At 66.9% G+C, this 24,705-nt stretch carries 29 protein-coding genes and 1 other RNA gene; 7 read left to right on the top strand and 23 right to left on the bottom strand.

Going from position 1 to position 24,705, the window contains the following annotated elements; genetic code table 11:
• Nucleotides 1-35: 35 nt before the first annotated feature.
• Together AC1DVA_RS06620 and AC1DVA_RS06615 are read right to left on the bottom strand one after the other, a co-directional pair.
• A complete protein-coding gene (locus AC1DVA_RS06620) occupies nt 36-632 on the bottom strand; it encodes a TetR/AcrR family transcriptional regulator (protein WP_265051051.1) in 597 nt (198 codons plus the stop codon).
• 193 nt (nt 633-825) lie between these two features.
• Nucleotides 826-2,307, bottom strand: coding sequence for a cobyric acid synthase (locus AC1DVA_RS06615; RefSeq protein ID WP_476805426.1), 1,482 nt, complete (start codon nt 2,305-2,307; stop codon nt 826-828).
• Nucleotides 2,308-2,676: 369 nt separating this feature from the next.
• Here AC1DVA_RS06615 and AC1DVA_RS06610 point away from each other — a divergent pair, with 369 nt between their 5' ends.
• Nucleotides 2,677-3,825, top strand: coding sequence for an aminotransferase (locus tag AC1DVA_RS06610; RefSeq protein ID WP_476805425.1), 1,149 nt, complete (start codon nt 2,677-2,679; stop codon nt 3,823-3,825).
• Nucleotides 3,826-3,844: 19 nt separating this feature from the next.
• On the opposite strand, the gene AC1DVA_RS06605 is transcribed toward AC1DVA_RS06610, so the two are convergent.
• From AC1DVA_RS06605 to hisF, 7 genes are all read right to left on the bottom strand, one after another.
• Nucleotides 3,845-5,152, bottom strand: coding sequence for a hypothetical protein (locus AC1DVA_RS06605; protein ID WP_476805424.1), 1,308 nt, complete (start codon nt 5,150-5,152; stop codon nt 3,845-3,847).
• 213 nt (nt 5,153-5,365) lie between these two features.
• Nucleotides 5,366-5,716: a RidA family protein gene (locus AC1DVA_RS06600; RefSeq protein ID WP_476805423.1), complete on the bottom strand. Its 351-nt coding sequence runs from the start codon at nt 5,714-5,716 to the stop codon at nt 5,366-5,368.
• Nucleotides 5,717-5,786: 70 nt separating this feature from the next.
• Entirely contained in the window at nt 5,787-6,242 is a 456-nt protein-coding gene (locus AC1DVA_RS06595; RefSeq protein ID WP_476805422.1) for a YqaA family protein, read from the bottom strand.
• A gap of 41 nt (nt 6,243-6,283) precedes the next feature.
• On the bottom strand, nt 6,284-6,811 hold the full coding sequence (locus AC1DVA_RS06590; protein ID WP_476805421.1) for a DUF1697 domain-containing protein: 528 nt from the start codon (nt 6,809-6,811) through the stop codon (nt 6,284-6,286).
• Nucleotides 6,812-6,827: 16 nt separating this feature from the next.
• The gene (coaA, locus tag AC1DVA_RS06585) at nt 6,828-7,802 is read right to left on the bottom strand and encodes a type I pantothenate kinase (protein ID WP_265054957.1); all 975 of its coding nucleotides are present in this window, start codon (nt 7,800-7,802) and stop codon (nt 6,828-6,830) included.
• 85 nt (nt 7,803-7,887) lie between these two features.
• A complete protein-coding gene (locus AC1DVA_RS06580; protein WP_476805420.1) occupies nt 7,888-8,208 on the bottom strand; it encodes a phosphoribosyl-ATP diphosphatase in 321 nt (106 codons plus the stop codon).
• A 1-nt stretch (nt 8,209) separates the two neighbouring features.
• Nucleotides 8,210-8,974 carry an imidazole glycerol phosphate synthase subunit HisF gene (hisF, locus tag AC1DVA_RS06575; protein ID WP_265051057.1) on the bottom strand — a complete coding sequence of 255 codons (765 nt, stop codon included), beginning with the start codon at nt 8,972-8,974 and terminating at the stop codon, nt 8,210-8,212.
• 99 nt (nt 8,975-9,073) lie between these two features.
• Between hisF and AC1DVA_RS06570 the strand changes: the two genes are divergently transcribed.
• On the top strand, nt 9,074-9,862 hold the full coding sequence (locus AC1DVA_RS06570; RefSeq protein ID WP_265051058.1) for a transporter substrate-binding domain-containing protein: 789 nt from the start codon (nt 9,074-9,076) through the stop codon (nt 9,860-9,862).
• A gap of 189 nt (nt 9,863-10,051) precedes the next feature.
• On the opposite strand, the gene hisA is transcribed toward AC1DVA_RS06570, so the two are convergent.
• The 7 genes from hisA to argB form a co-directional block, all read right to left on the bottom strand.
• Nucleotides 10,052-10,786: a 1-(5-phosphoribosyl)-5-[(5-phosphoribosylamino)methylideneamino]imidazole-4-carboxamide isomerase gene (gene hisA, locus AC1DVA_RS06565; protein ID WP_476805445.1), complete on the bottom strand. Its 735-nt coding sequence runs from the start codon at nt 10,784-10,786 to the stop codon at nt 10,052-10,054.
• Nucleotides 10,774-11,430, bottom strand: a complete 657-nt coding sequence (gene hisH / locus AC1DVA_RS06560) for an imidazole glycerol phosphate synthase subunit HisH (RefSeq protein WP_476805419.1) — start codon at nt 11,428-11,430, stop codon at nt 10,774-10,776. The genes hisA and hisH overlap by 13 nt, the downstream gene beginning before the upstream one ends.
• Nucleotides 11,427-11,915 carry a DUF2628 domain-containing protein gene (locus tag AC1DVA_RS06555; protein ID WP_476805418.1) on the bottom strand — a complete coding sequence of 163 codons (489 nt, stop codon included), beginning with the start codon at nt 11,913-11,915 and terminating at the stop codon, nt 11,427-11,429. Before AC1DVA_RS06555 ends, hisH begins: the two co-directional genes overlap by 4 nt.
• A 9-nt stretch (nt 11,916-11,924) precedes the next feature.
• Entirely contained in the window at nt 11,925-12,512 is a 588-nt protein-coding gene (gene hisB, locus AC1DVA_RS06550; protein ID WP_265051061.1) for an imidazoleglycerol-phosphate dehydratase HisB, read from the bottom strand.
• A 205-nt stretch (nt 12,513-12,717) separates the two neighbouring features.
• Nucleotides 12,718-13,914 (bottom strand): O-succinylhomoserine sulfhydrylase, encoded by a 1,197-nt coding sequence (locus tag AC1DVA_RS06545; RefSeq protein WP_265051062.1) that lies wholly within the window; start codon nt 13,912-13,914, stop codon nt 12,718-12,720.
• A gap of 119 nt (nt 13,915-14,033) precedes the next feature.
• Entirely contained in the window at nt 14,034-14,774 is a 741-nt protein-coding gene (locus AC1DVA_RS06540; protein ID WP_476805417.1) for a pyrimidine 5'-nucleotidase, read from the bottom strand.
• 263 nt (nt 14,775-15,037) lie between these two features.
• Nucleotides 15,038-15,934, bottom strand: coding sequence for an acetylglutamate kinase (gene argB / locus AC1DVA_RS06535; RefSeq protein WP_265051064.1), 897 nt, complete (start codon nt 15,932-15,934; stop codon nt 15,038-15,040).
• Nucleotides 15,935-16,114: 180 nt separating this feature from the next.
• On the opposite strand from argB, the gene AC1DVA_RS06530 reads away from it, so the two are divergent.
• Nucleotides 16,115-16,297, top strand: a complete 183-nt coding sequence (locus AC1DVA_RS06530; RefSeq protein WP_476805416.1) for a YegP family protein — start codon at nt 16,115-16,117, stop codon at nt 16,295-16,297.
• Between the two features lie 8 nt (nt 16,298-16,305).
• Here AC1DVA_RS06530 and AC1DVA_RS06525 read toward each other — a convergent pair whose 3' ends face one another.
• From AC1DVA_RS06525 to rpmH, 6 genes are read right to left on the bottom strand one after another with little or no spacing between them, the layout of a single operon-like run.
• Nucleotides 16,306-16,680: a DUF423 domain-containing protein gene (locus AC1DVA_RS06525; RefSeq protein WP_476805415.1), complete on the bottom strand. Its 375-nt coding sequence runs from the start codon at nt 16,678-16,680 to the stop codon at nt 16,306-16,308.
• Between the two features lie 7 nt (nt 16,681-16,687).
• Nucleotides 16,688-17,353: a ribosome biogenesis GTP-binding protein YihA/YsxC gene (gene yihA / locus AC1DVA_RS06520; RefSeq protein ID WP_476805414.1), complete on the bottom strand. Its 666-nt coding sequence runs from the start codon at nt 17,351-17,353 to the stop codon at nt 16,688-16,690.
• A gap of 9 nt (nt 17,354-17,362) precedes the next feature.
• Nucleotides 17,363-17,995 (bottom strand): CatB-related O-acetyltransferase, encoded by a 633-nt coding sequence (locus AC1DVA_RS06515; protein ID WP_476805413.1) that lies wholly within the window; start codon nt 17,993-17,995, stop codon nt 17,363-17,365.
• Between the two features lie 56 nt (nt 17,996-18,051).
• Nucleotides 18,052-19,929, bottom strand: a complete 1,878-nt coding sequence (gene yidC, locus AC1DVA_RS06510; RefSeq protein WP_476805444.1) for a membrane protein insertase YidC — start codon at nt 19,927-19,929, stop codon at nt 18,052-18,054.
• A 51-nt stretch (nt 19,930-19,980) separates the two neighbouring features.
• On the bottom strand, nt 19,981-20,409 hold the full coding sequence (rnpA, locus tag AC1DVA_RS06505) for a ribonuclease P protein component (protein ID WP_265051068.1): 429 nt from the start codon (nt 20,407-20,409) through the stop codon (nt 19,981-19,983).
• A gap of 54 nt (nt 20,410-20,463) precedes the next feature.
• Nucleotides 20,464-20,598: a 50S ribosomal protein L34 gene (gene rpmH, locus AC1DVA_RS06500; protein WP_038364779.1), complete on the bottom strand. Its 135-nt coding sequence runs from the start codon at nt 20,596-20,598 to the stop codon at nt 20,464-20,466.
• Nucleotides 20,599-20,828: 230 nt separating this feature from the next.
• Between rpmH and ffs the strand changes: the two genes are divergently transcribed.
• The 4 genes from ffs (at nt 20,829) to recR (ending at nt 23,935) form a co-directional block, all read left to right on the top strand.
• An RNA gene (ffs, locus tag AC1DVA_RS06495) (signal recognition particle sRNA small type) lies at nt 20,829-20,925 on the top strand.
• A gap of 89 nt (nt 20,926-21,014) precedes the next feature.
• Nucleotides 21,015-22,880: a DNA polymerase III subunit gamma/tau gene (locus AC1DVA_RS06490; RefSeq protein ID WP_476805412.1), complete on the top strand. Its 1,866-nt coding sequence runs from the start codon at nt 21,015-21,017 to the stop codon at nt 22,878-22,880.
• Between the two features lie 21 nt (nt 22,881-22,901).
• Nucleotides 22,902-23,222: a YbaB/EbfC family nucleoid-associated protein gene (locus AC1DVA_RS06485; protein WP_265051070.1), complete on the top strand. Its 321-nt coding sequence runs from the start codon at nt 22,902-22,904 to the stop codon at nt 23,220-23,222.
• A gap of 107 nt (nt 23,223-23,329) precedes the next feature.
• Nucleotides 23,330-23,935: a recombination mediator RecR gene (gene recR / locus AC1DVA_RS06480; RefSeq protein ID WP_476805411.1), complete on the top strand. Its 606-nt coding sequence runs from the start codon at nt 23,330-23,332 to the stop codon at nt 23,933-23,935.
• Between the two features lie 3 nt (nt 23,936-23,938).
• Here recR and AC1DVA_RS06475 read toward each other — a convergent pair whose 3' ends face one another.
• Nucleotides 23,939-24,637: an outer membrane protein gene (locus tag AC1DVA_RS06475; protein ID WP_476805410.1), complete on the bottom strand. Its 699-nt coding sequence runs from the start codon at nt 24,635-24,637 to the stop codon at nt 23,939-23,941.
• Between the last annotated feature and the right edge of the window lie 68 nt (nt 24,638-24,705).

Raw genomic sequence — 24,705 nt, 5'->3', positions numbered from 1 at the left:
CTCGATGGCTTGTCAACGCAGCGTCGCGCGGTTGCTCAGTTCGGCTGCGGCCTCGCCTCCAGCGCGCTGAGCACGAAGGTGATCATTTCGTCGGGCGAGGGGCCGGGAATGCACTCGCACTGCGTGATCAGCAGCGGGTGCATGAAGCGGATCATCGCGGTGCGGATGCATCCGGTGGCATGGGCCGGCTCCATCGGCCGGAATTCGCCGCGGGCGATGCCGTCGGCGACGACCTGGCGCAGGACGACGTCGAAGCGCTCGATATGGGCGAGGATCGCGTCCCAGCTTTCCTCCATGGCCGCACAGACCATTTCCTGCATCCGGGCATGCCCGGCGAAACGGGCGGCGTTGAGACGGAAGGAGGTGGCGAGGATGTCGCGCAGCCGCTCGGTGGCGGGGCGATCCTCGACGGCGATGGTGGCGATCGCTTCTTCCTGCTCGCGCTTGTAACGCTCGAGCACGGCTTCGTTGATCGACTTCTTGGAGTCGAAGAAGCGATAGACATTCGCGGGGCTCATCCGCAGAGACTTCGCTATGTCCGCGACGGTCGTCTTCTGATACCCGATATCGCGAAAGAAGCGTTCGGCGGTGTCGACGATGATTTGCTTGGTATCGCGTTCGGAATGACTCACGGCGGCGCCGGCTTGTTTATATTTCAACGAATGCGGTGAAGAATTGATCCTTATGACGAATTTCGTCATTCGTCAACATAATGGCGAATAAAGACTTTTGCCTTGATGCATATCAATTCCGATCCGAAACACGTCCTGACAAGCACTGCCAGTCCCGTCAACCAATGATCCGCGGCGCCGGAAGTTCCCCGGCTCATGATGCCGTTGGCCGCGATTTGGCGATATCCATCAGTTTATCGATGTCGAGATGGCGCTCCAAATGGCCAGCGAGCGCATCCAGCGTCTTTTCGACGGCATCGTCGTAGTTCAGGGACGACGGCAGATCGCGGCCGGCAACGCGAGCGAGCCAGGCGTTACGCACTGCGTCGGAAGCAAAGACGCCATGCAGATAGCTGCCGGCGATGCGGCCATCCGGGCTGGCCGCGCCCTCCGTCCGTCCATCGACGATGAACGGCGCGCGTGAGGTGTCGCCGCCCACGGTGCGGCCGAGATGGATTTCGTAAGCCTTTCCCTGCGCACCGCTGGCGGCGTCGCCGAACTCGACCTCGCGGACGGTCTTCTCGGCGTCGAGGCTGGTTTCGACGTCGAGCAGGCCCAGGCCTTGCGCCTCTCCGGCCGGACCTTCCAGCCCCAGCGGGTCGCGCACCACGCGCCCGAGCATCTGGTAGCCGCCGCACAGCCCCAGCACATGCCCGCCGCGCCGGCGATGGGCGAGGATGTCGATATCCCAGCCCTCGCGCCGCAGCGCCGCGAGGTCGCGCAGGGTCGTCTTGGAGCCCGGCAGGATGACGAGGTCGGCATCCCCCGGCAGGGCCTGGCCGGGCCCGATCATCGCGAGGTCGACCTCGCTTTCCAGCTTCAGCGGGTCGAGATCGTCGAAATTGGCGATGCCCGGCAGCACGGGCACGGCGATCTTCAATCGGGCTCCCGTCTTGCGCCCCGAACGGATGTCGAGCCCGTCCTCGGCAGGCAATCGTGTGGCCTCCGCGAACCAGGGGATCACACCCAGCGAGGGCCAGCCCGTGGCCTTCGCGATCGTCTCGATTCCCGGGCCGAACAGCCCGACATCGCCCCGGAAGCGGTTGATCGCGAAGCCGCGAATCATCGCCCGGTCGGCCGGGTCGAGCACGGCATGGGTGCCGATGAGGCTCGCGATCACGCCGCCGCGGTCGATGTCGCCGATCAGCACGGCCGGCACGTTCGCCGCGCGCGCGAAGCCGAGATTGGCGATGTCGCGGGCGCGCAGATTGGTTTCTGCCGGGGAGCCCGCGCCTTCGACGATGACGAGGTCGGCCTGCTCGCCGAGGCGCTCGAAACTCTCGAGGACGCGCGGCAGGAAATCGCCGCGCCGCGCGAAATCGCGGGAGCTCAGCCGGCCGGCGACGCGGCCCTGAAAGATGATCTGGCTGCCCTGCTCGCCCTCGGGCTTCAGGAGGACGGGGTTCATGTCCGGATGCGGCGCGACACGCGCAGCCCGCGCTTGCAGCGCCTGCGCGCGGCCGATCTCGCCATCGGCGGTGGCGGCGGCATTGTTCGACATGTTCTGCGGCTTGAACGGGCGCACGCGGAGCCCGCGATCGGCGAAGAGCCGGCAGAGCCCTGCGACGATCAGCGACTTGCCGACATTGGAGCCGGTGCCGAGGATCATGATGGCCGGGGTGGGCGAGCGGGACATCGCCCTGCTTAGCGCGGTTATCCCTCGCGCGAAAAGCCGTCGAGCCGGACAACCCGCATGCAATGGAAGCGCTGAAATGTGGTGCTGTCTGTCGGAACGGCGCGGGAGCTGGCGGCGCCTCCGAAGGGCACCACGATCCTGACAAGGTTCGCCGGTCCACTGCGGCATCCTGCTGCGCCAAAGGGGCGAAGTCGCAACAGGGTTCCGCCGAGGACCGGCTGACAATCAATAGACACTGACCGATGACGAATGTCAACATTCATCAGTCGGCATTTTTCGAGAACCTTTCCCGCCGGGGCGCGCCCGGATGCGCTCGGGCAAACGGCATGGTAAAGCCGGCTTCCCTCTCTGCTCTCGCCGGCCTTTGCGATGAATCCGATCTTCTCCGCTCTTCCGACCACCGTCTTCGAGGCGATGTCGCAGCTCGCGCGCGAAACCGGCGCGGTCAATCTCGGGCAGGGCTTCCCCGATGATCCCGGCCCGGAGGATGTGCGGCGCAAGGCCGCGGACGCGGTCATGGATGGCTGGAACCAGTATCCGCCGATGATGGGCCTGCCCGAGCTGCGTCAGGCGGCGGCTACGCATTACAAGCGCTGGCAGGGCCTCGATCTCGACCCGAACAGCGAGATCATGGTGACCTCGGGCGCGACCGAGGCGATCGCCGGCGCGCTGATGGCCTTGGTGACGCCCGGCGACGAAGTCGTGCTGTTTGAGCCGATGTACGATGCCTATCTGCCGCTGGTGCGGCGCGCTGGCGGCATCCCGAGATTCGTGACGCTGACGCCGCCGCATTTTGGGCTGACGGAGGAGGCGCTGGCCAAGGCCTTCTCGCCGAAGACGAAGGTGGTGCTGTTCAACAACCCGCTCAATCCGACGGCCACGATCTTCAGCGAGGCCGATCTCGATCTTCTCGCCGATTTCTGCGTCCGGCACGATGTGATCGCGATCTGCGACGAGGTCTGGGAGCATGTCGTGTTCGACGGGCACCGCCACGCCTCGTTGCTCGGCCGGCCGGACATGCGCGAGCGCACCGTCAAGATCTCGTCGGCGGGCAAGATCTTCTCGCTGACCGGCTGGAAGGTCGGGCTCGTCATGGCCGCGCCGGCGGTCATGCGCGTCCTCGCCAAGGCCCATCAGTACATCACCTTCACCACCCCGCCGAACCTGCAGGCGGCGGTGGCTTACGGGTTGGGCAAGGCGGACGGCTACTTCGAAGGCATGCGCGCCGATTTCCAGCGCTCGCGCGACCGTTTCGCCACGGGCCTGCGCGATCTCGGCTTCGCGGTGCTGCCGAGCGCGGGGACCTATTTCCTCAATGTCGACATCGCCCCGCTCGGCGAGAGCGATGATGCCGATTTCTGCCGGCGCCTCGTCACCGAAAGCGGCGTCGCGGCGATCCCTGTGAGCGCGTTCTATGCCGAGGGGGCCGTGAAGAACGTCGTGCGCTTCTGCTTCGCCAAGCGCGATGCGACGCTCGATGCGGCGCTGGAGAGGCTGGCGGGTCGTCGCCCGCGCTGAAGCGGGCCGTCGCCGGCCTTCAGGCGCCGAGCAGCCTGGTTGCGACCGCACCGGCGGCGACGAGTCGCTTTTGCAGGTCGGCGGCGACCGAATCGCCACCGGCCGACTGGCGCGCCGTCTCCGCCGCCGTCATCAGCTGGGCCAGCGCCTTCTGGGCGAGCTCCTTGTCCTTGTTGCGTCGCGCCAGCTGCAGCATGGCCTCGGCCTGATTGGCGAGACTGCGCGCCCAGAGCAGGGGCGCGTACTCCTGCCGGCGCTCTTCCAGCGCGGCGGCAAAGGCCGCGATTGCCTCCTCGATCACCACCGGTTCGCTGTAGCGCTCGCCCATGGCGGCCAGCACGCTGCCCATCTGGTCCTGAAGCTCGGCCCAGCGCAGCGGCTCGCGGCTGCGTTCGGTCGCCATGGAAACCCGGTTGAGGCCGTTGAAGGCGCGTTCCAGCAAGGAAAGATCGTTCCGGCGCCGCCCGAGCGTCGCCCGGGCCCGCGAGATCATGTGCTCCGCTTCGAGCCAGCGCGTCTCGTCGTCGGCGCGGCTCCAGGTGGTCAGCACGCTGGCATAGGTGGCGATCGCCTCTTCGAGAAGCTCGTCGTCCTTCTGCGCGACCCCAAGTGTCACCGCGAGGCGGCCCAGCCGCAGCTTCAGCGCGCGCCAGAGCGGCGGCGCCTCGTCCCGGCCGAGATATTCGATGCCGGCGCGGCAATGGCCGAGCGCGACGGCGAGCAGTTTCGCTTCGCCGGTGAGAGCGGCGAGGCCTTCCAGTGCCGCGGCCAGCGATTCCTCGGCACCGGCGAAGGCGACGGTATCCGCAAGGTTGTCCAGCCCGTCGAGCAGGCGGCGCAAGGCGTCGATGGCAGCATCGTAGCCGTCGCGGCCGCCGAAATCCTCGCTGATGCGGGCCAGCGCCTTTGCCTGAGCCAGCGCCGCGGCCCGGCTGTGGTCGACATCGGCGAGACCGATCAGGGCGGAGGCTTCGCCATAGCGGGCGGCGGCCTCGCGATAGCCGTCCGAGGTGGTGCGCAGGAAGCTGAGCGCCGCCCGGTCGGCGCGGTTCTCGCCGATCAGCAGCCGGCGCTCGAGCGGCAATGTCGAGAGGTCGGTCGAGCCGCCGATGGCATGAAGCTCGGCCTGCGCCAACGCCTTGTCGGCGTCGGCGAGGCGGCCAGCAGCGATGGCGCCGCCTGCCCCAGCACGCAGGCGCTGGATCTCTTCGTCACCGACCGGCAGCGCCAGTCGTTCGGCCAAGGCGAGGAAGTCGGCCGATTTGCGATCGAGCAAGGCCTCGGTGGGCGAGGTCGAGCCGGGGCGGCGCAGCCAATCCGCGATCATCGCCGCCAGCGCCACCGGCGGGAGGCCTTGGCGTCCGGCGACGCGCGCCAGAAGCGGGGCGATCTCGTCGGACTGGCTGATGGGTGCCTCCCGCTCCGGCTCGGCTTAAAGCATTTTCGAGCGAAGAGGATACAGGTTCGCGTTAAGAAAATGCGATAAAACAGGGAGATGGAGCATTCCGCGCTTCGAAGGCGCGCGGAATGCTCTCAATGCTTACTTCGCGGCGATGACCGCGATCTCGACCGTGAACTGCGGCGCGGCCAGCTTGGCCTCGACCGTGGCGCGACCCGGGGTCTGGCCGGCGACGATCCACTTGTCCCAGACGGCGTTCATCTCGGCGAAGGTCGACATGTCCGAGAGCCAGATATTGACCATCAGCAGCTTCGTCTTGTCGGTGCCGGCCTCAGCCAGGAGCCCGTCGATGATGCCGAGGATGTCGGCGGTCTGCTCGCCCACGCTCTTGCCGGCAGCCTTGTCCGCGACCTGGCCGGCCAGATAGACGGTGTCGCCATGCACCACGGCCTTGGACATGCGCGGGCCGACGCTGATACGCTGAATGCTCATAATATAATCTCCTTGGACGAACGCCTTCGCTGGTAGCCCGGCCCGGCCGGTTTCGCAAATGATAAGGCGACTAGATTAGGCTCGCCCAGCCGGCCCAGAGCGCCGCGTAGCGGCCGGTCTTGCCGATCAGGACGAGGACCAGGAAGCGTGCGAACGGATAGTTCAGCGTGCCGGCGACGAAGGTCAGCGGATCGCCGACGACCGGCAGCCACGAGAACAGCAGCGACGGCCAGCCGAAGCGGGCGAAGAAGTTTTGAGCCTGCGCGAAGCGGGCTGGATCCGGCCGCAGGCGAGCCGGCAGCTTCTCGACGCCATGGCGCGCGATCAGCCGCCCCAGCCACCAGTTGACGATCGAGCCGGCCGTGTTCGCCAGGCTTGCGGTCAGGAAGAGCGCGAAGGGGTCCACGCTCTTTGCCGCGAGCAGCCCGACGAAGACGGCTTCCGACTGTGCGGGCAGCAACGTCGCCGCGACGAAGGCCGCAGCGGCCATCAGGCCGAGCGAGGAAGGATCAAGGTTCTCCAGCACCGCCAGGGGTTCCTATCGCGCCGAGTGGGCTGGCCGGGGGATCAGTCCAGCATCGCGGCAAGCGCATTGACGGTGTTGGCGTTGCGCAGCGTGCCGATGCCGAGTTTCCTGGTCGTCAGATGCGAAAGCAGCTTCGCCTCGTTCGGTTCGCCGCCGAAATCGATCCAGAGATCGCCATTCGCGAGGGCGAGGCCGGTGCCGGGCGTGGCGAACCCGCCGAGCATGGATAAAGCCTCCGGACCGAGCGGCTTTCGCATGACGCGGATGCCGATCTCCGCGCCGGTCCTGTCCGGGAAGGGATTTTGGGCGGCAAGCTGCCGCCAGGCCTGCCCCGTGCGCAGGATGATATCGACATGCTTGCCGAAACGGGCGCGGAAGCCGTCTTCCATTCGGCTTTCGATCTCCGCCAAAGGCGCATCGTCGCCCTCGAAGATCAGATTGCCGGTGGCGACCCAGCTGCGCGGGTCGCCAAAGCCGAGCGCCGCCGTCATGGCCTTCAGTTCCGCCATCGCCACTCGCTTGCCCGGGCCGAGCACGATCGAGTGCAGGAGGGCGACATAGGTCGTCATGCCCGCTTCTGCCGCGTTACAAGCGCCGCAGGGCGACCTGCTGGATGCGGTGGCTGGCGCCCTTGGTCAGGATCAGGCTGGCGCGCTGGCGCGTCGGCAGGATGTTCTCCTGCAGGTTCGGCAGGTTGATGCCGGTCCAGAGCTTCTCGGCGATGGAGAGCGCCTCTTCCTCGCCGATCTCCGCATATTTGCGGAAGAAGGAGCGGGGATCGCGGAACGCGGTCTGGCGCAGCGTCATGAAGCGGTTGACGTACCAGCGATGCAGGTCGTGCTCGTCGGCATCGAGATAGACCGAGAAGTCGAAATAGTCGGAAACGAAGGGGATGGCCGTGCCGTCCTTCGGCATCCGGCTCGGCTGCAGCACGTTCAGCCCTTCGAGGATCAGGATGTCCGGCCGCTCGACCGTCACCGTCTCGCCGGGCATGACGTCGTAGACGAGGTGCGAATAGACCGGCGCCTTCACCTGCGGCTTGCCGGCCTTGACGTCGGAGAGGAAGCGCAGGATCGCCGAGCCGTCATAGCTCTCCGGGAAGCCCTTTCGCTGCATCAGCCCGCGCCGTTCGAGCTCGGCATTCGGCAGCAGGAAGCCGTCGGTGGTGACCAGCTCGACCTTCGGCGTGTTCGGCCAGCGCGAGAGCAGCGCCTTCAGCACGCGCGCCGTGGTCGACTTGCCGACCGCGACCGAGCCGGCGACCCCGATGACATAGGGCACCTTGACCTCGGATTCGGCGATCAGGAAGCGCTGCGTCGCCTTGAACAGCCCCTGCGTCGCTGCGACATAGAGCGAGAGCAGGCGCGACAGCGGCAGGTAGATCGCCACGATCTCGTCGAGGGAGATCGGGTCGTTGATCGATTGCAGCTTGGTCAGGTCGTCGACCGAGAGCGTCAGCGGCGCGTCGGCGCGCAGATGCGCCCATTCATCCCGCGAGAACAGGCGATAGGGCGAGACCAGATCGCGTTCGGGCGTGGTCGAGATGAGGCGCTGGTCCATGACGCGACCCGCAATCCAGGCTTCGAGATTCAAGGGAGGGTCATCCTGGCGGGTCCATCCTCGCGATAGTCGATCAACGGGCAAATTACCCGCGTCTGGCCGCCTTTTCCGCCAGTCCGGAGCGGGCCGTGCGGGCTTCAAGCTGGCTCAAGACGTCTTGCAATGCAACATCGCGCGCCTTGAGCACGACCAAAAGATGATAAAGCACGTCCGCGCTCTCGGCGATCAGCTCGGCGCGATCCCCCTTCACGGCGGCGATCACGGCCTCGACCGCCTCCTCGCCGAACTTCTTGGCGGCGCGTTCGGGGCCGGCCGCCAGCAGTTTCGCCGTCCAGGATTCCTCGGGCGAGGCGGCGGCGCGCTCGGCGATGCGGGCTTCGAGATCGGAGAGGGTGAAGCCGCTCATCTCAGACGAGCCTCATCCTGAGCCCGGCATCCGCCATATGCGCCTTGGCCTGCTGAATCGTGTAGGTGCCGAAATGGAAGATCGATGCCGCGAGCACGGCCGAGGCATGGCCCTCGCTGACGCCGGCGACGAGATCGTCGAGATCGCCGACGCCGCCCGAGGCGATGACGGGCACCGGGACCGCGTCCGCAATCGAGCAGGTGAGGCCGAGATCGTAACCGGATTTCGTGCCGTCCCGATCCATCGAGGTGACCAGAAGCTCGCCCGCTCCCAGCGATACGACCTCGCGGGCGAAGGCGACGGCCTCGATGCCGGTGGCGTTGCGCCCGCCATGGGTGAAGATCTCCCAGCGGCCCGGCGAGACCTGCTTGGCGTCGATGGCGACGACGATGCACTGGCCGCCGAACTTCTCGGCCGCGTCCTTGACGAATTGCCGGTTGGTGACGGCGGCGGTGTTGATCGAGACCTTGTCGGCGCCCGCGAGCAGCAGCGCGCGGATGTCCTCGACCTTGCGCACGCCGCCGCCGACGGTAAGCGGCATGAAGCAGGCTTCCGCTGTCCGCGTCACGACGTCGAAGAGGATGCCGCGGTCCTCATGGCTCGCGGTGATGTCGAGGAAGCAGAGTTCGTCGGCCCCGGCCGCGTCATAGGCCTTGGCGGCCTCGACCGGATCGCCGGCATCGACGAGATCGAGGAACTTCACGCCCTTGACGACGCGGCCGTCCTTGACGTCGAGGCAGGGGATGATGCGGGTCTTCAGGGTCATCGGCGGCAACGCTGTCCTGCGGGCGCAGGACCGATTGATCGCAACCGGCAAGCCTGCTCTGCTGGCGGGGACTGATAGCAGTCCAAAGAGGGGAGTTCCATGGCTATTGCATCGATGATTCGGCAGGCCGGCGTCGCGCTCGGCTTGGTTTTCGCGGCCACGGTCGCGACGGGCGCGCAGGCTCAGACGAGCCTGCTCGACGCCGTCCAGAGCCGCGGCGCGCTGCAGATCTGCACCACCGGCGACTACAAGCCCTTCACCCTGGCGAAGGACGGCTCCTTCGAGGGCATCGACATCGAGCTGGCGAAATCGCTCGCCAAGGCGCTCGGTGTCGAGGCGAAGTTCGTCCAGACCAAATGGGCCGATCTGCTGACCGATATGGGCTCGGGCAAATGCGACGTCGCCATGGGCGGCATCTCGGTGACGCTCGACCGGCAGAAGAAGGTGTTCTTCTCGGCGCCCTATCTCGTCAACGGCAAGGCGCCGATCGTGCGCTGCGCCGACAAGGGCAAGTTCCAGACGGTCGCCGACATCGACAAGCCGGAGACGCGCGTCATCGTCAATCCGGGCGGCACCAACGAGCGCTTCGTGCGCGCCAACTTCAAGCAGGCCAAGATCGAGGTCTATCCCGACAACGTCACGATCTTCGACCAGATCCTCGCCGGCAAGGCCGATTTGATGATCGCCGAGTCGATCGAGGTGAAGGTCCAGGAGAAGGCCAAGCCCGGCCTCTGCGCCGTCAATCCCGACGAACCGCTGCAATATGGCGAGATGGGCTACATGCTCCCGCGCGGCGACGCGACCTTCAAGGCCTTCGTAGACCAATGGCTCCACCTCGCCAGGGCGACGGGCGAATTCGCTGGGATATACAACCAGTTCGTGCGGTAATTTGTAACCATCCACCGTCATTCCGGGGCGGCCCGAAGGGCCGAGCCCGGAATCCATGAACACGACGGTTCAGGGCAAAGCGAAAAGCGATACCGACAGCCTTCATCGGTAGCGACGGTGTTCATGGGTTCCGGGCTCAAGCGCTGCGCGCTTGCCCCGGAATGACGATGAGGTTCCAGAGAAGGACGATCAGGCCGCGAGCCGCTTCAGCGCCGCCCCCGGATCGATGCGGCCGTCATAGAGCGCGCGTCCCGTGATCGCGCCCTCGAGGATCGCGGCGTCGGGAGCACAGAGCCGCTCGATATCGGCCATCGAGGCCAGGCCGCCCGAGGCGATGACCGGGATGGACACGGCCTTCGCCAGCGCGATCGTGCCGTCCCAGTTGATGCCCTGGAGCATGCCGTCGCGGGCGATGTCGGTGTAGATGATCGCGGCGACGCCGGCATCCTCGAAGCGCTTGCCGAGATCGGCCGCAGCCAATGTCGAGGTTTCAGCCCAGCCTTCCACAGCCACGAAGCCGTCGCGCGCATCGATGCCGACCGCGACCTGCCCCGGAAATTCCTTCGCCGCTTCGCGCACGAAGCCGGGATCGCGCACCGCCGCCGTGCCGATGATGACGCGGCGGATGCCCTTCTCCAGCCAGCCCGCGACCGTCTTCATGTCGCGGATGCCGCCGCCGAGCTGCACCGGGAAGGCGACGCTGGCGAGGATCGCCTCGACCGCCGTCGCATTCATCGGCTTGCCGGCGAAGGCGCCGTCGAGATCGACGACATGCAGCCACTGGAAGCCTTGCGCCTCGAAGGCGGCGGCCTGCGCGGCGGGATCGTCGTTGAAGATCGTGGCCTGCGCCATGTCGCCCTGCTTCAGCCGGACGCAGCGGCCTTCCTTCAGGTCGATCGCGGGAAAGAGGATCATGGGGTCCAGCTCAGGAAATTGGCGATGAGCTTCAGCCCCAGCGTCTGGCTCTTTTCGGGGTGGAACTGCGTGCCGGCGACGTTGCCATGCGCCACCATCGCCGTCACCGGCCCGCCATGTTCAGTCAAGGCCAGTACGTCCTGCGCGCGCTCGGGAACCAGCGCATAGGAGTGCACGAAATACGCGTGCAACCCCTGCGGGCCGGTCTCGATGCCGTCGAGCAGCGGGTGCTCGTCCTGCTTGTGCAGGGTGTTCCAGCCCATATGCGGAATCTTCAGGCTGTCGTCGTCGATCTCGATCAGCGCGACATCGCCCGGAATCCAGCCGAGGCCCGGCGTGATCGTATATTCCAGCCCGCGCGAGGCGAGGAGTTGCATCCCGACGCAGATGCCGAGGAAGGGCCGGCCCTTGGCCCGCACCACCTCTTCCAGCGTCTCGACCATGCCGGGCACGGCATCGAGCCCGCGCCGGCAATCGGCGAAGGCGCCGACGCCCGGCAGTACGATCCGGTCGGCCGCGCGCACGATGGTGGTATCGCTGGTGACGTGGATGGTCGAGGCGATGCCGCTCTCCTGCGCCGCCCGTTCGAAGGCCTTGGCAGCGGAATGCAGATTGCCCGAGCCGTAGTCGATGATCGCGACGCTTTGGCTCATCGTCCCCTTGCCTCCGGGAACAGGCCGATGATCGGCAGCGGCCCGCTCGGGCGTGACACCATCGCGGGAGGCGCGGTCTCGGCGCGGGGCGGCGCGGCCTCGCCGGCCAGCGCCCGCTCGAAATAGCGACGCTCGGCTTCCGGCAGGCTGCGCGCCTCGACGACATCGGCCAGCCGCCAGCCGTTCCGCGTGAGCTTGCGCACGACGAGGTTGTTGCCCTCGATGCCGAGGAACAGCGCGGTCGACCAGTAGATCAGCGAGAGCGCGCTGGGATGCAGGCCAAGGCGGCTGCGCAGGTAGAACAGCGCGCCCCAGATCAGCGCGAAGAGCAGGGTCACCAGCCACAGCCGCTTGCCGAGGAGCCAGAGGCCCGTCAGCAGGAAGGCCGCCCAGGAGAAGCTCTCGGGGATGAGCCTGGCCTGCTCGATCTCCTCGCGCCGGCCGCCCGCGACGGGCGGCGGTGTCATGACGGTATAGAACGCCACGGCCGCCTCCTACAAAGCGCCCTTGGTGGAGGGAATGCGGTCGCCCTCGCGCGGATCGACCTCGAGCGCCTGCCTCAGCGCCCGTGCGAGCCCCTTGAAGCAGCTCTCGGCGATGTGGTGGGCGTTGTCGCCGTAGAGTGTCTCGACATGCAGCGTGATGCCGGCGTTGATCGCGAAGGCCTGGAAGAACTCACGCACCAATTCGGTGTCGAACGAGCCGATCTTCTGCACCTTGAACTCGGTCCTGAACACGAGGAAGGGCCGGCCGGAAACGTCGATCGCGACGCGCGTCAGCGTCTCGTCCATCGGCAGATGCACGTCGGCATAGCGGCGAATGCCCTTCTTCGAGCCGAGCGCCTGCTTCAGCGCCTCACCCATGGCGATGCCGGCATCCTCGACCGAGTGGTGGTCGTCGATATGGGTGTCGCCCTTCACCGCGACCTTGAGGTCAACAAGGGAATGGCGGGCGAACAGGTCGAGCATATGGTCGAAGAAGCCGACGCCGGTGGCGATCTCGGCCTTGCCGGTGCCGTCGATCGTGAGCGAGACCGCGATATCGGTCTCGTTGGTGCGGCGCTTCACTTCGCCCGAACGCATGCTGGCCTCTCAGGGCTGGCTGGAAAACGGCTTCGCTTTAGCAGGGGCGGACGGGGATGGCCACTGGTACGGGCGCCACGGCTGCGACAAGCGTCATGCTCGGGCTTGACCCGAGCATCTCTTGCCGCATGAGGCTCCGGAGCCTCTTCTTGCCGGAGATTCTCGGGTCTGCGCTTCGCTCCGCCCGAGAATGACACCGACGGCCTCAGACCTTCGACAGCGCCTGCTCCAGATCGGCGATCAGGTCGTCCGCATGCTCCAGCCCGATCGAAAGGCGGATCATCCCGTCGGTCACGCCCATATCTGCGCGCACCTCCGGGGTGAAGCGCTGATGCGTCGTCGTCGCCGGGTGGACGATCAGACTCTTGGCATCGCCGAGATTGTTCGAGATGCGGATCAGCTTGCAGGCATTGAGCAGGCGGAAGGCGGCGTCCTTGCCGCCCGGCACCTCGAAGGCGATCAGCGTCGACGGGCCGCTCATCTGGCGCGCGATGATCTCGGCCTGGGGATGGCTCTTGTGGCCGCAGAAGATGACCTTGGACGGCTTGGCGTGGGCGGCGAGCCAGTCCGCGACCTTGACGGCGTTCTCCGCCTGCCTGGCGACGCGCAGCGGCAGCGTCTCCAGCGCCTTCAGCATCACCCAGGCGTTGAAGGGAGAGATCGCCGGGCCGGTCTGGCGCAGGAAGGTCTGGATATCGCCCTCGATCAGCTCCTTCGAGCCGACGATCAGGCCGCCGAGGCAGCGTCCCTGCCCATCGATATGCTTGGTCGCGGAATAGACGACGAGATCGGCGCCGAGCTCGAACGGGCGCTGGAAAAGCGGCGTGGCGAAGACGTTGTCGACGACCAGCCGGGCGCCGGCGGCCTTGGCGATCTTCGCCACGGCGGCGATATCGATTACCTCGAGCGTCGGGTTCGACGGGGTCTCGAGGAAGAAGATCTTGGTGTTCGGCCTGACAGCCTTGCGCCAGGCCTCGATGTCGCTGCCGTCGACCAGCGTCGACTCGACGCCGTAGCGCGGCAGATGATCCTCGACGATGTAGCGACAGGAGCCGAACAGCGCGCGGGCCGCCACGACATGGTCGCCGGCACGCAGGGGGGCCATCACCGCGGCGGTGACGGCGGCCATGCCGGTCGCGGTCGCGCGGCAGGCCTCGGCGCCCTCGAAGGCGGCCATGCGCTGTTCCAGCATGGCGACGGTCGGGTTCGAGAAGCGGGCATACTGGAAGCCCGGATCCTTGTTCAGGAAGCGGGCCTCGCATTGCTCGGCGCTGTCGTAGACATGGCCCTGCGTCAGGAACAGCGCTTCCGAGGTCTCGCCGAACTGCGAACGCATCGTGCCGGCATGGACGAGGCGGGTTTCAGGGTGCAGCTTGGCTGCGGGATTGTCCGATGCCGACATGGGGAACCTCAGTCCGTTCTTTTTAACGGACAAGGCAACTAGCATTTCCCCTTCTGTTCGTAAAGAAGAACAGAATTTCCTTTTCGGAAAACGCCCTGAGCGCCAAACCTTCTGCGCGCTCAGGCCAGGCGTTCGGCCGGCCGTCCAAGCGGCTGCAGGAAGCCGGTCAGGTCGGCCGTGACGTGATGCACATGTCCGGCCTCGACGGCGGCCTGCTCCCAGGCTTCGCGGAAGGGATCGGGCGTCTTCGGTACGATCAGCACGGTCTTCATGCCGAGCGCGCTCGGGACCAGCAGGTTCTTCTCGATGTCCTCGAACATCGCGGCACGTCCTGGGTCGACCGAATGCTTGGCCAGGAAGTTCTCGTAGGTTGCGCGCTCGGGCTTGGGCGTGAAGCCGGCCTGCACGATGTCGAAGATGTCCTCGAAGTGGTGGAGGATGCCGAGCTTGCCGGCGACGTTCTCGGCATGGCCGCGCGAGCCATTGGTCAGGATCAGCTTGCGGCCGGGCAGTGCTGCGATCGCCGCGCCGAGATCGGGGTTCGGATCGAGCAGGGTCAGGTCGATCTGGTGGGCGAAATCGAGGAAGTCGTCGGGATCGATGCCATGCTCCTCCATCAGCCCCTTCAGCGTCGTGCCGTAGTGCTGGTAATAGTATTTCTGCAGCGCGCGCGAGGAGAGCCCGTCGAGCCCGAACAGCTCGGAGAGGAACAGCGTGATGCGCTCGTCGACCTGCGGCCAGACCCTGGCCTCATGCGAATAGAGCGTGTTGTCGAGATCGAAGATCCAGTGGTCGACATGCGCGAAGGCCTGCGCCGTCAGGGGCGGGGTCGCGGCCGGTGTGTCAGCGAGTATTTTCATTGGACTCCGTGATGTGGCGAGCCGGAGTCTGCGCTGCAAGTCCTTGGCCAAGGCTTAATAGACGTGGCAGCCGCGGCGAGCCCCTCTCCCCCTGCGGGAGAGGGTTGGGGTGAGGGGTCATGCCGCCCTGACTCGTTGGCGAACCAGAACGCTTCGGCACGGGTCGCGCGACCCCTCATCCGTCTCGGCTTCGCCGAGCCAGCTTCTCCCGCAGGGGGAGAAGGGGAGGCCCCGCTCCGCCCGAGAATGACGCCGCTTGCTTCTCAGCGCCGGATGATCGTGCCGGCGCCGGTGTCGGTGAAGAGCTCGATCAGCGCGGCGTGGGGCACCTTGCCGTCGAGGATGACGACCGCCTCGACGCCCTTTTCCAGCGCGTAGATGCAGGTCTCGATCTTCGGGATCATGCCGCCCGAGATCGTACCATCAGCGATCAGCCGGCGGCATTCCTCGACCGTGAGCTCGGGGATGAGCTGCTTGTCCTTGGTCAGCACGCCCGGCACGTCGGTCAGCAGCAGCAGGCGCTTGGCATTGAGCGCGCCCGCGATCGCACCCGCGAAGGTGTCGGCATTGACGTTGTAGGTCTGGCCGTCGGCGGCGGCGCAGACAGGCGCGAGCACCGGGATAAGCTCGGCCTTCAGCACCGCGTCGAGCACGCCGGTATTGACCGTCTCCGGCTCGCCGACGAAGCCCAGGTCCAGCACCTCCTCGATCTTGGAATCGGGGTCGACGATGGTGCGCGTCACCTTGCGGGCGGTGACCATGTTGCCGTCCTTGCCGCAAAGGCCGATGGCGCGCCCGCCCTCGCGGGTGATGTAGCCGACGATCTCCTTGTTGACCGAGCCGGCGAGAACCATCTCGACGACTTCGACCGTCGCTTCGTCGGTGACGCGCAGGCCCTGCTTGAACTCGGACTGGATGCCGAGCTTCTTCAGCATCGCCGCGATCTGCGGCCCGCCGCCATGGCAGACAACCGGCTTGAGGCCGGACTGCTCGAGCAGCACGATATCCTCGGCGAAGTCCTCGGCGGTTGCGGCGTCGCCCATGGCGTTGCCGCCATATTTGATGACGATGATTTCCTGGTCGTAGCGCTGCATATGCGGCAGCGCCTGCACGAGCAGCTCGGCCGATTGCGACGGCGTCAGAAGGGGATGGTCGGTCATACGGGCAGGCTCCGCGCGGCCGCAGGAAGGGTCCGGCGGCGCTTCTAGCCGAAGTTTGCCAAGCGCGGAAGGACTAGCGGCAGGCGGGAACTGCCAGTGATGCAACTATAGATTGAAAATATCGAAACATGCGCTTTACTCGACAGGGCGAGATCGATTCGCTGGCTGGGGAGAAGCTCAATGAGCAGTTGCACCGATCGAAACGGAGACAAATGGGAAATCTATTCCTCGGGTAGCGAGTGGCGTTGGCGCCGGGTCGCTTCGAATGGGCGCATCGTTGGCGCTTCCACGGAAGGCTATGCAAGCAAGGCGAACTGCATCGCCAACGCTCAGCGCAACGGCATGACCTGCGTACCGCAATAGCGCGCAGATCAGCGGCCGGCAGGCTTCGCCAGAACGGCCGCGACTGCAAGGCCGAGCCAGCCGCCCAGCATGAACCAGCCGCCGATGGGGGCTGCGCGCGGGAACAGCGCCTCGTTGGCGAAACCGCGCCGCGCCAGATCGGCCGCGAACAGCGTGGCGCCGAAGATGATGGCCGAGAGCGCGAACCGCGCCACGACGTCCTGAAGATGCCCGCCTTTGCGGGCCGCCGTGGCGCCGATGACGACGGAAGCGTGGAACAGCAGCATCTGCCCGGCCGTCTGGACATTGGCCGTGCCGGTGATGTGAGCCGCCGCCGCCAGCAGCGCGACGCCGAAGAGCCCCATCAGAGCGGCGAGGACGAGGTGGGTCTTCGTCGCGGTCATGCAGCCCTCACTCCCGCTCCGCCAGCACCCGGCCGATCGCAGCGCGGAGTTCGGGAATGCCCATTCCCTTCTCGCTGGAGGTCAGCAGCACCTCCGGGAAGGCGGCCGGCCGGCGCTTGATCTCGTCATAGGTCGCCTCGGTCATGAACTGCTGATCGGCGGGTTTGAGCGCGTCACCCTTGGTCAGCACGACCTGATAGGAGACTGCGGCCTTGTCGAGCGTCTCCAGCACGGCGCCGTCGACATCCTTGATGCCGTGGCGGGCGTCGATCAGGACATAGACGCGCATCAGGTTCGAACGGCCGCGCAGATAGTCGTGGATCAGCCGGGTCCAGGCCGCGACCTTCTCCTTGCCGACGGCGGCATAGCCATAGCCGGGCATGTCGACGATGGTCAGCCGCTCGTCATGGTCGACCTGGCGGAAGAAGTTGAGCTGCTGCGTGCGGCCCGGCGTATGCGAGGTCCGCGCCAGCGCATTGCGACGCGTCAGCGCGTTGATCAGGCTGGACTTGCCGACATTGGAGCGGCCGGCGAAGGCGATCTCCTGCCCCACCATCGGCGGCAGGTCGTCGATCTTGGTCGAGGCCCAGACGAAGTCCCACGGCCCCTCGAAGAGCTTGCGGGCGGCCTCGATCTCCTCGGCGTCATAGGGCTTGGTCAGGGATGTGGTCATGCGCCCTGCCTACACGGCTGCGCGGAGCGCGTCGATATCGGCGCCCTGGATCGCGTCGACGTGCCGCGCGATCTTGTCCGCATCCCAGTCCCACCAGCGGATCGCCAGCAGCTCCGCGATGATATCGGACGGGAAGCGCATCTTGACGAACCGGCCGGGATTGCCGGCGACGACGGCATAGGGCGGCACGTCGCGCGTCACCTGTGCCCGCGTGCCGATGATCGCGCCGTCGCCGATCGTCACGCCCGGCATGATCACGGCTTCGCGCCCGATCCAGACATCGTTGCCGATCACCATGTCGCCGCGATTGTTCGGGCCGGGCCGCTTCAGCGCCTCGGGATCGCCGAGGCCGAACATCTGGAAGGGAAAGGTCGAGAAGCCACCAATCGGATGGTTGGCACCGTTCATGATGAACTGCGCGGCCTGCGCGATCGCGACGAATTTCCCGATGATCAGCCGGTCGCCGATGAAGTCGAAATGATAGCGCACGCAGCGGGCGACGAAATGCTCCGGCCCGCGCGAGTCGTCATAGTAGCTGTAGTCGCCGACCTCGATCAGCGGGTGGTCGACCACGGCCTTGAGGAAGGCGGTGCCCTTCCAGCCGGGGATGGGATGGCGCGTCTGCGGATCGGGTAGCGGCATCGCGGAAAGGCCTTGGCCGAAAATGCGAAGGGCGGGAAACCCCGCCCTTCGAACTCTCATTTCTTGTTGGTGTTGGCTGGCTTGGGCGGCGCGGCAACGGCGCCTGCCGTCGCGGGTTTCTTGCCGAACAGGCCCTTGAGGTTGTCGAAGAGTTCGATCTTCACCCCGTTCTTGCGCATGATGTAGCCCTGCTGGAGCACCGAGAGCAGGTTGTTCCAGCTCCAGTAGATCACCAGGCCGGCCGGGAACGAGCCGAGCAGGAAGGTGAAGAACACCGGCATCCAGGTGAACATCATCTTCTGCACCGGGTCCGGCGGCTCCGGGTTCATCTTCATCTGGACGAACATTGTGAAGCCCATGATGATCGGCCAGGCGCCGAGATGCAGGAAGGCCGGCGGCGTGAACGGGATCAGCCCGAACAGGTTGAACAGGTTGGTCGGGTCCGGCGCCGCCAGATCGTGGATCCAGCCGAAGAACGGCGCGTGCCGCATCTCGATGGTGATGAACAGGATCTTGTAGAGCGCGAAGAACACCGGGATCTGCAGCAGCACCGGCCAGCAGCCGGCGACCGGGTTGATCTTCTGCGTCTTGTAAAGCTCCATCAGTGCTTGCTGCTGCTTCATCTTGTCGTCGGCATAGCGCTCGCGGATCGCCGTCATTTCCGRCTGCAGCGCCTTCATCTTCGCCATCGAGGCGTAGGACTTGTTGGCGAGCGGGAAGAACAGCGCCTTGAGCAGCACCGTGACGAGCAGGATCGCCACGCCGAAATTGCCGACGTGCTTGTAGATCCAGTCGAGCAGGAAGAAGAGCGGCTTGGTGATGAAATAGAACCAGCCCCAGTCGATCAGCAGCTCGAAGCGCTTGATGCCGAGGTTCTTCTCGTAGCCGTCGACCGCCGCGACCTCCTTGGCGCCGGCGAAGAGCCGGGCATTGGCGGAGACGGTGGCGCCCGGCGCGATCGCGATGGCCTCGCCGAGGAAGTCGGCCTGATAGGTGTGGCCCGTGCCGGTCTGGACCGAGGAGTAGCGGCCCTCGTATTTGCGCTGCTGGTCCGGGATGACGGCGGCAGCCCAGTACTTGTCGGTGATGCCGACGAAGCCGCCGACGGCGTCCTTCCAGCTCTTGCCGGTGGTGCCAGGCGAGAGCAGCGGCTCCTTGTCGATCTTGTCGTAGGTGTATTCCTGCAGGCCCTGCTCGCCGAGATTGCCGACGAGGCCCTCATGCAGCACGTAGTAGCCAAGCGTCGTCGGCTTGCCCTGGCGCACGACCTGGCCATAGGGGAACAGCGTCACGGCGCTGCCGCCCTTGTTATCGACCTCGTCGCGGATCGTGAACATGGCGTTGTCGTCGACGCTGACGACGCGCCGGAAGGTCAGGCCCTGGCCGTTGTCCCAGCTCAGGGTCAGCGGCTTGGCCGGGGTCAGGACCTGGCTGTCGGGCGTCCAGACCGTCGTCGCGTTCGGCAGGACGACATTGCTGCCCGGCGCCGCGACCCAGCCGAAATCGGAATAATAGGCGTTCGGCCCGCCCAGCGGCGAGAGCAGGATGATGTTGGCGCTGTGGGGATCGACCGTCTCGCGATAGGCCTTGAGCGAGACGTCGTCGATGCGCGCGCCGGTCAGCGAGATCGAGCCGGAGATCTTGGGCGTGTCGATGCGGACGCGCGGGCTCGCCGCCAGCGCCTGCTCACGCGTGCCGGCGGCCTGCGTCAGGGCAGCGCCGGGCGCGGCCGAGCCTGCCGGCTGTCCGGGCGTGGCCGGTGCAGGGGTCGAGCCGGAAGCCGCGGGAGCCTGCTGGCTCTGGGCCTGCTGGTTCTGCCGCGCCGCCTCCTGCTGCTTCTCCATCTGCGGCTTGGCATAGAAGAACTGCCAGCCGAGCAGGATGACCACGGACATGACGATCGCGAGAAGCAGATTGCGGTTGTCTTCTTTCATCATGATCGGAAACGAATCTCGCTGGGTCCGGCAGGTTATGGGCGCGTCGGGTCAGGTTTGCGGCGCTGACTCGCGCTTGGGGAGCGGGCGGCGGCGGTCGCCGGAGGACTTCTCACGCGGCTTTTGAGGCTTCGCCCGGTCGATGGCAATGGAAAGATCGGCCACGAGTGCGTGAAAATCCGCGCCCAACACCTCGGAGCGGGCAATGACGACGATGTCGCAGCGCTTGTCGGTCTGATCGTGCAGGGCCTGGGCGGCGGCGGCGCGCAGCCGGCGGCGGATGCGGTTGCGCTTGACGGCGTTGCCGGTCTTGCGCGAGGCCGTGAGCCCGAGCCGCAGAGTCACGGGTTCGCCGCCCCGGCGCTGTTCGTCGGGCGCGGCGTCGCGCACCTGAGCCATGAAGGCAGGCGAACGAAAACGGCGGCCGTGCTCGGCCGCCGCCAGGAATTCTTTGCGTTGCGTCAGACGGGCGAGGCGCATGGCGATTGGCCAGTCTTCCGTAACCGGCGCGCCATGGTCACGCGCCAGGGCTCGTCAGGCCGACAGGCGCTTGCGGCCGTGGGCGCGGCGAGCGGCGATGACCTTGCGGCCACCCTTGGTCGCCATGCGGGCGCGATAGCCGTGGCGGCGCTTGCGAACCAGCTTGCTGGGTTGATAGGTTCTCTTCACGGTCCGTCTCCGGGGCCTTTATGAGCACGACGGCCGCGGCTTTCCGGGGAAAGCATGGCCAACCGAGCCTGTCATGCGATAAGGGTCGGCGCGGCCTTTCGGCTGCGCAGGTGGCGGGCTTATGACGGATGGATGATACCGAGTCAATGCCGAAGCACGGGCTGCGACGAAGCTTCGCGGCTTTTATCGAGTGGCTTGCGATTCGGCACGACATCCCCGATATAGCGGGCGGGAGGTTGGCGAGGGACGTCTCACTCGCCAACCGGGTCAGGTCCGGAAGGAAGCAGCCCTAACGAGACCGAACGGGTCTTCGTCCAGCCTCCCACCTCATGCGCCCACGGGAAAGCCAAGGGCAAAACGCATGGGCCGGCACCGCGCCATTGACCCTCGCCTCCCGATTGGCGAAACCAGCTTTCATGACCGACCCAATCGACGCCGCCTCTGCTGACGAACCCGGTTTCGCCGGTTTCGATCCGGCGCCCGCGCCGGCTGCAGCCGCCGCGCCGACGCCCTATCGCGTCCTCGCGCGCAAGTACCGGCCGGCGCATTTCGGCGACCTGATCGGCCAGGACGCGATGGTGCGCACCCTGACCAATGCCTTCGCGGCCGGCCGCATTCCGCAGGCCTGGATGCTGACCGGCGTGCGCGGCGTCGGCAAGACCACCACCGCGCGCATCCTGGCGCGCGCCCTGAATTATCAGACGCCCGAAGGTGGCGGCGCGCCGACCACCGATCTGCGGGAATTCGGCGTGCATTGCCGCGAGATCATCGAGGGCCGCCATATCGACGTGATGGAAATCGACGCCGCCTCGAACAACGGCGTCGAGAACGTCCGCCAGATCAACGATGCCGTGCGCTACGCCCCGGTGTCGGCGCGCTACAAGGTCTACATCATCGACGAAGTCCACATGCTCTCGACAGGGGCGTTCAACGCCTTCCTGAAGACGCTGGAAGAGCCACCGCCGCATGCGCGCTTCATCTTCGCGACGACCGAGATCCGCAAGGTGCCGGTCACGGTGCTCTCGCGCTGCCAGCGCTTCGATCTGCGCCGCGTCGAGGCCGATGTGCTGGTCGATCACCTCGCGGGCATCTGCAAGGCCGAGAGCGTCGATGCCGAGCAGGAGGCGCTCGCCGCCGTCGCCCGCGCCGCGGAAGGCTCGGTACGCGATTCCCTCTCGATCCTCGACCAGGCGATCGCCCATGCTGCCGGCCGGATCACGCTCGACGACATCCGCTCCATGCTCGGCCTTGCCGACCGGGCGCGCGTCATCGACCTTTTCGAGGCCGTGATGAAGGGCGATATCGCCGCGGCGCTTGGCGAGCTGCGCGCGCAGTACGATGCCGGCGCCGATCCGGTGGTCGTGCTCAACGACCTCGCCGAGTTCACCCATCTGGTGACGCGCCTCAAGCTCGTGCCGGAGGCGGTGAAGGACAACAGCCTTGCCCAGGCCGAGCGTGTGCGCGGCGGCGATTTCGCCCAGCGCCTGTCGCTCCGCGTGCTCGCGCGCACCTGGCAGATGCTGCTCAAGGGCATCTCCGAGGTGAAGCAGGCCGACCGGCCGGTAATGGCTGCCGAGATGGTGCTGGTGCGCCTCGCCCATGCCGCGGACCTGCCGACGCCGGACGAGGCGCTGAAGCTGCTGCGCGACGGCTCCGGCGCGATCCCGCCCGGAAACGGCAACGGCCATGGCGGCGGCGCTCCGCGCCCGCCCTCCGGCGGCGGCAACACCGCGCTCGCCGCCCGGCCGATCCTCGCCAGCGCCAATCCGGCGCCGGCCCCGGTCGCGCGCCCCGTCGCGGCACCGGCCGCGATCGTCGCCAGTCTGGAGGACGTCATCGCGCTGGCCTCCCAGCACCGCGACATCACGCTGAAGCTCGCGCTCGAACGCGACATCCGCCCCGTCCGCTTCGAGGCCGGCCGCATCGAGTTCTCGCTCGCCGAGGGCGCCTCGCGCACATTGGCGCAGGATCTGTCGCGCCGCCTCAAGGAATGGACCGGCCAGACCTGGATGGTCGCGGTCGTCAATGAGGAGGGCGGCGCCACGCTGCGCGAGCAGGCGGCGGCGGCGAAGGGCCGGCGCGAGAGCGACGCGGCCGCCCACCCCTCGGTCAAGGCCGTGCTGGAGCGCTTCCCGGGCGCACGCATCATCGATGTCCGCGACCCCCGCGCGATCGCGGCGGCCGAGACGGGCGCTGCCGCGCCGTCCGATGACGACTATCTGCCCGATGCCGAACCGCTGTTCGACGATTCCGAGCCGGATTTCGACGGCATCGATTTCTGACCCTTCCGAGGAGGATTTTCCATGCGCGACATGATGGGCCTGATGAAGCAGGCGCAGCAGATGCAGCAGAAGATGGCCGATGTTCAGGCTGAACTCGACACGATCGAGGTCGAAGGCGCAGCCGGCGGTGGCATGGTCACGGTGACGATGACCGCCAAGGGCGCGCTGAAGGCCGTGAAGATCGACCCCAGCCTGATGGTGCCGGACGAGCGCGAGATCCTCGAGGACCTGATCGTGGCCGCCGCGAGCGATGCCCGCAGCCGCGCCGAGCGCGTCATGCAGGAGCGCATGGCCGAGATCACCAAGGGCCTGCCGATCCCGCCCGGCATGAAGCTGTTCTGAGACAGGCCGTCATGCCCGGGCTTGACCCGGGCATCTCGTGCCGAAAGGGTCCCGTCCGGAGATGGTCGGGTCAAGCCCGACCATGACGCTTCCATCGACGAGTTGATATGTCCCGCGCCATCGCCGGCCCCGAGATCGAAAGGCTAATCCAGCTCCTGGCCAAGCTGCCGGGGCTCGGGCCGCGCTCGGCCAGGCGCGCGGCGCTGCATCTCGTCAAGAAGCGCGAGCAGCTGCTCGGCCCGCTCTCCGAGGCGATGGCGGTGGCGCGCGAGCGCATCGTCGTCTGCTCGCGCTGCGGCAATGTCGATACCGGCGACCCCTGTGGCCTCTGCGCCGACCCGCGCCGTGACGATGGGCTCATCGTCGTCGTCGCCGATATCTCGGATCTATGGGCGCTGGAACGGTCCGGCGCGGTTTCCGGCCGTTATCACGTCCTCGGCGGCGTTCTCTCGGCGCTCGACGGCGTGCGCCCTGAGCATCTCTCGCTCGATGCTCTGGTCGCGCGCGCTTCCGAGCCGGCGGTGAAGGAGGTCATCCTCGCGCTCAATGCCACCGTCGATGGCCAGACCACGGCGCATTTCATCACCGACCTGCTGGTTCATCTGCCGGTCAAGGTGACGAAGCTCGCCCATGGCGTGCCGGTGGGTGGCGAGCTCGACTATCTCGACGACGGCACGCTGGCCGCCGCGATCCGCCAGCGCACCGGCTTCTAGCTTTCAGAACTTGTAGGCGATGCTCGCGCGGGCGCTGTGCGTCGACAGGTCCTGGTCGCCGCTCAGGCCCGGGAAGGCGCCCGAGGTCGCGAAGCGGTTGCGGCCGAAATCGGTGTAGCGGTATTCGGCGCCGAGGATCAGGTTGTCGGTGAAGGCGAAGTTGAGGCCGGCGCCGACGTTCCAGCCGGTCCGGGCGCTGGTCAGCCGCTCGCCGAGCCCGGCGGCATCGAAGACGCGCCGCTCGTATTCCGTGAAGGAGGCACCACCGGCGGCATAGACCATCAGCCGGTCGAAGGCATAGCCGATGCGGGCCCGCGCTGCGCCCTGCCAATCCTGGCTGACGCGCCCGTTGAGGCCGGCGCCGGCGAAGCGGCTGCGGCTGTTGACGGCCTCGATATCGCCCTCGATGCCGAGGACGATGCTGCCGAACTGGTAGTTGAGGCCGGCATGGGCGCCGCCGAAGGCGGAATCGTCGTCGATGCGGAAGCTCATCGGCGCGAAGGGGCCGACCGGCGCGCCGATCCGCACGCGGTTGCTGCCCCAGGAGTAGCCGCCCTGCACGCCGACATAGGCGCCGGTCCAGGAATAGAAGGCGGGCAGCTCCGGCGCGGGCGGCAGGGCGACGCTGCGCAGGTCGGCGGCCGCGGCCGTTCCGGCGATCAGGGCCGCACATCCCGCCAGGGCAAATCTGAGCTTCGACATCGGGCTTTCCGAGGAACGTGATGCGCCCGGAATGGCCGGACGCGCCCGCTCATAACGAAGCATTAAGG

The organism is Allobosea sp. P4_C6, from assembly GCF_056402015.1.
Note: the sequence above shows the minus strand (reverse complement) of the source record. Positions and strands in the feature narration are given on the sequence as shown.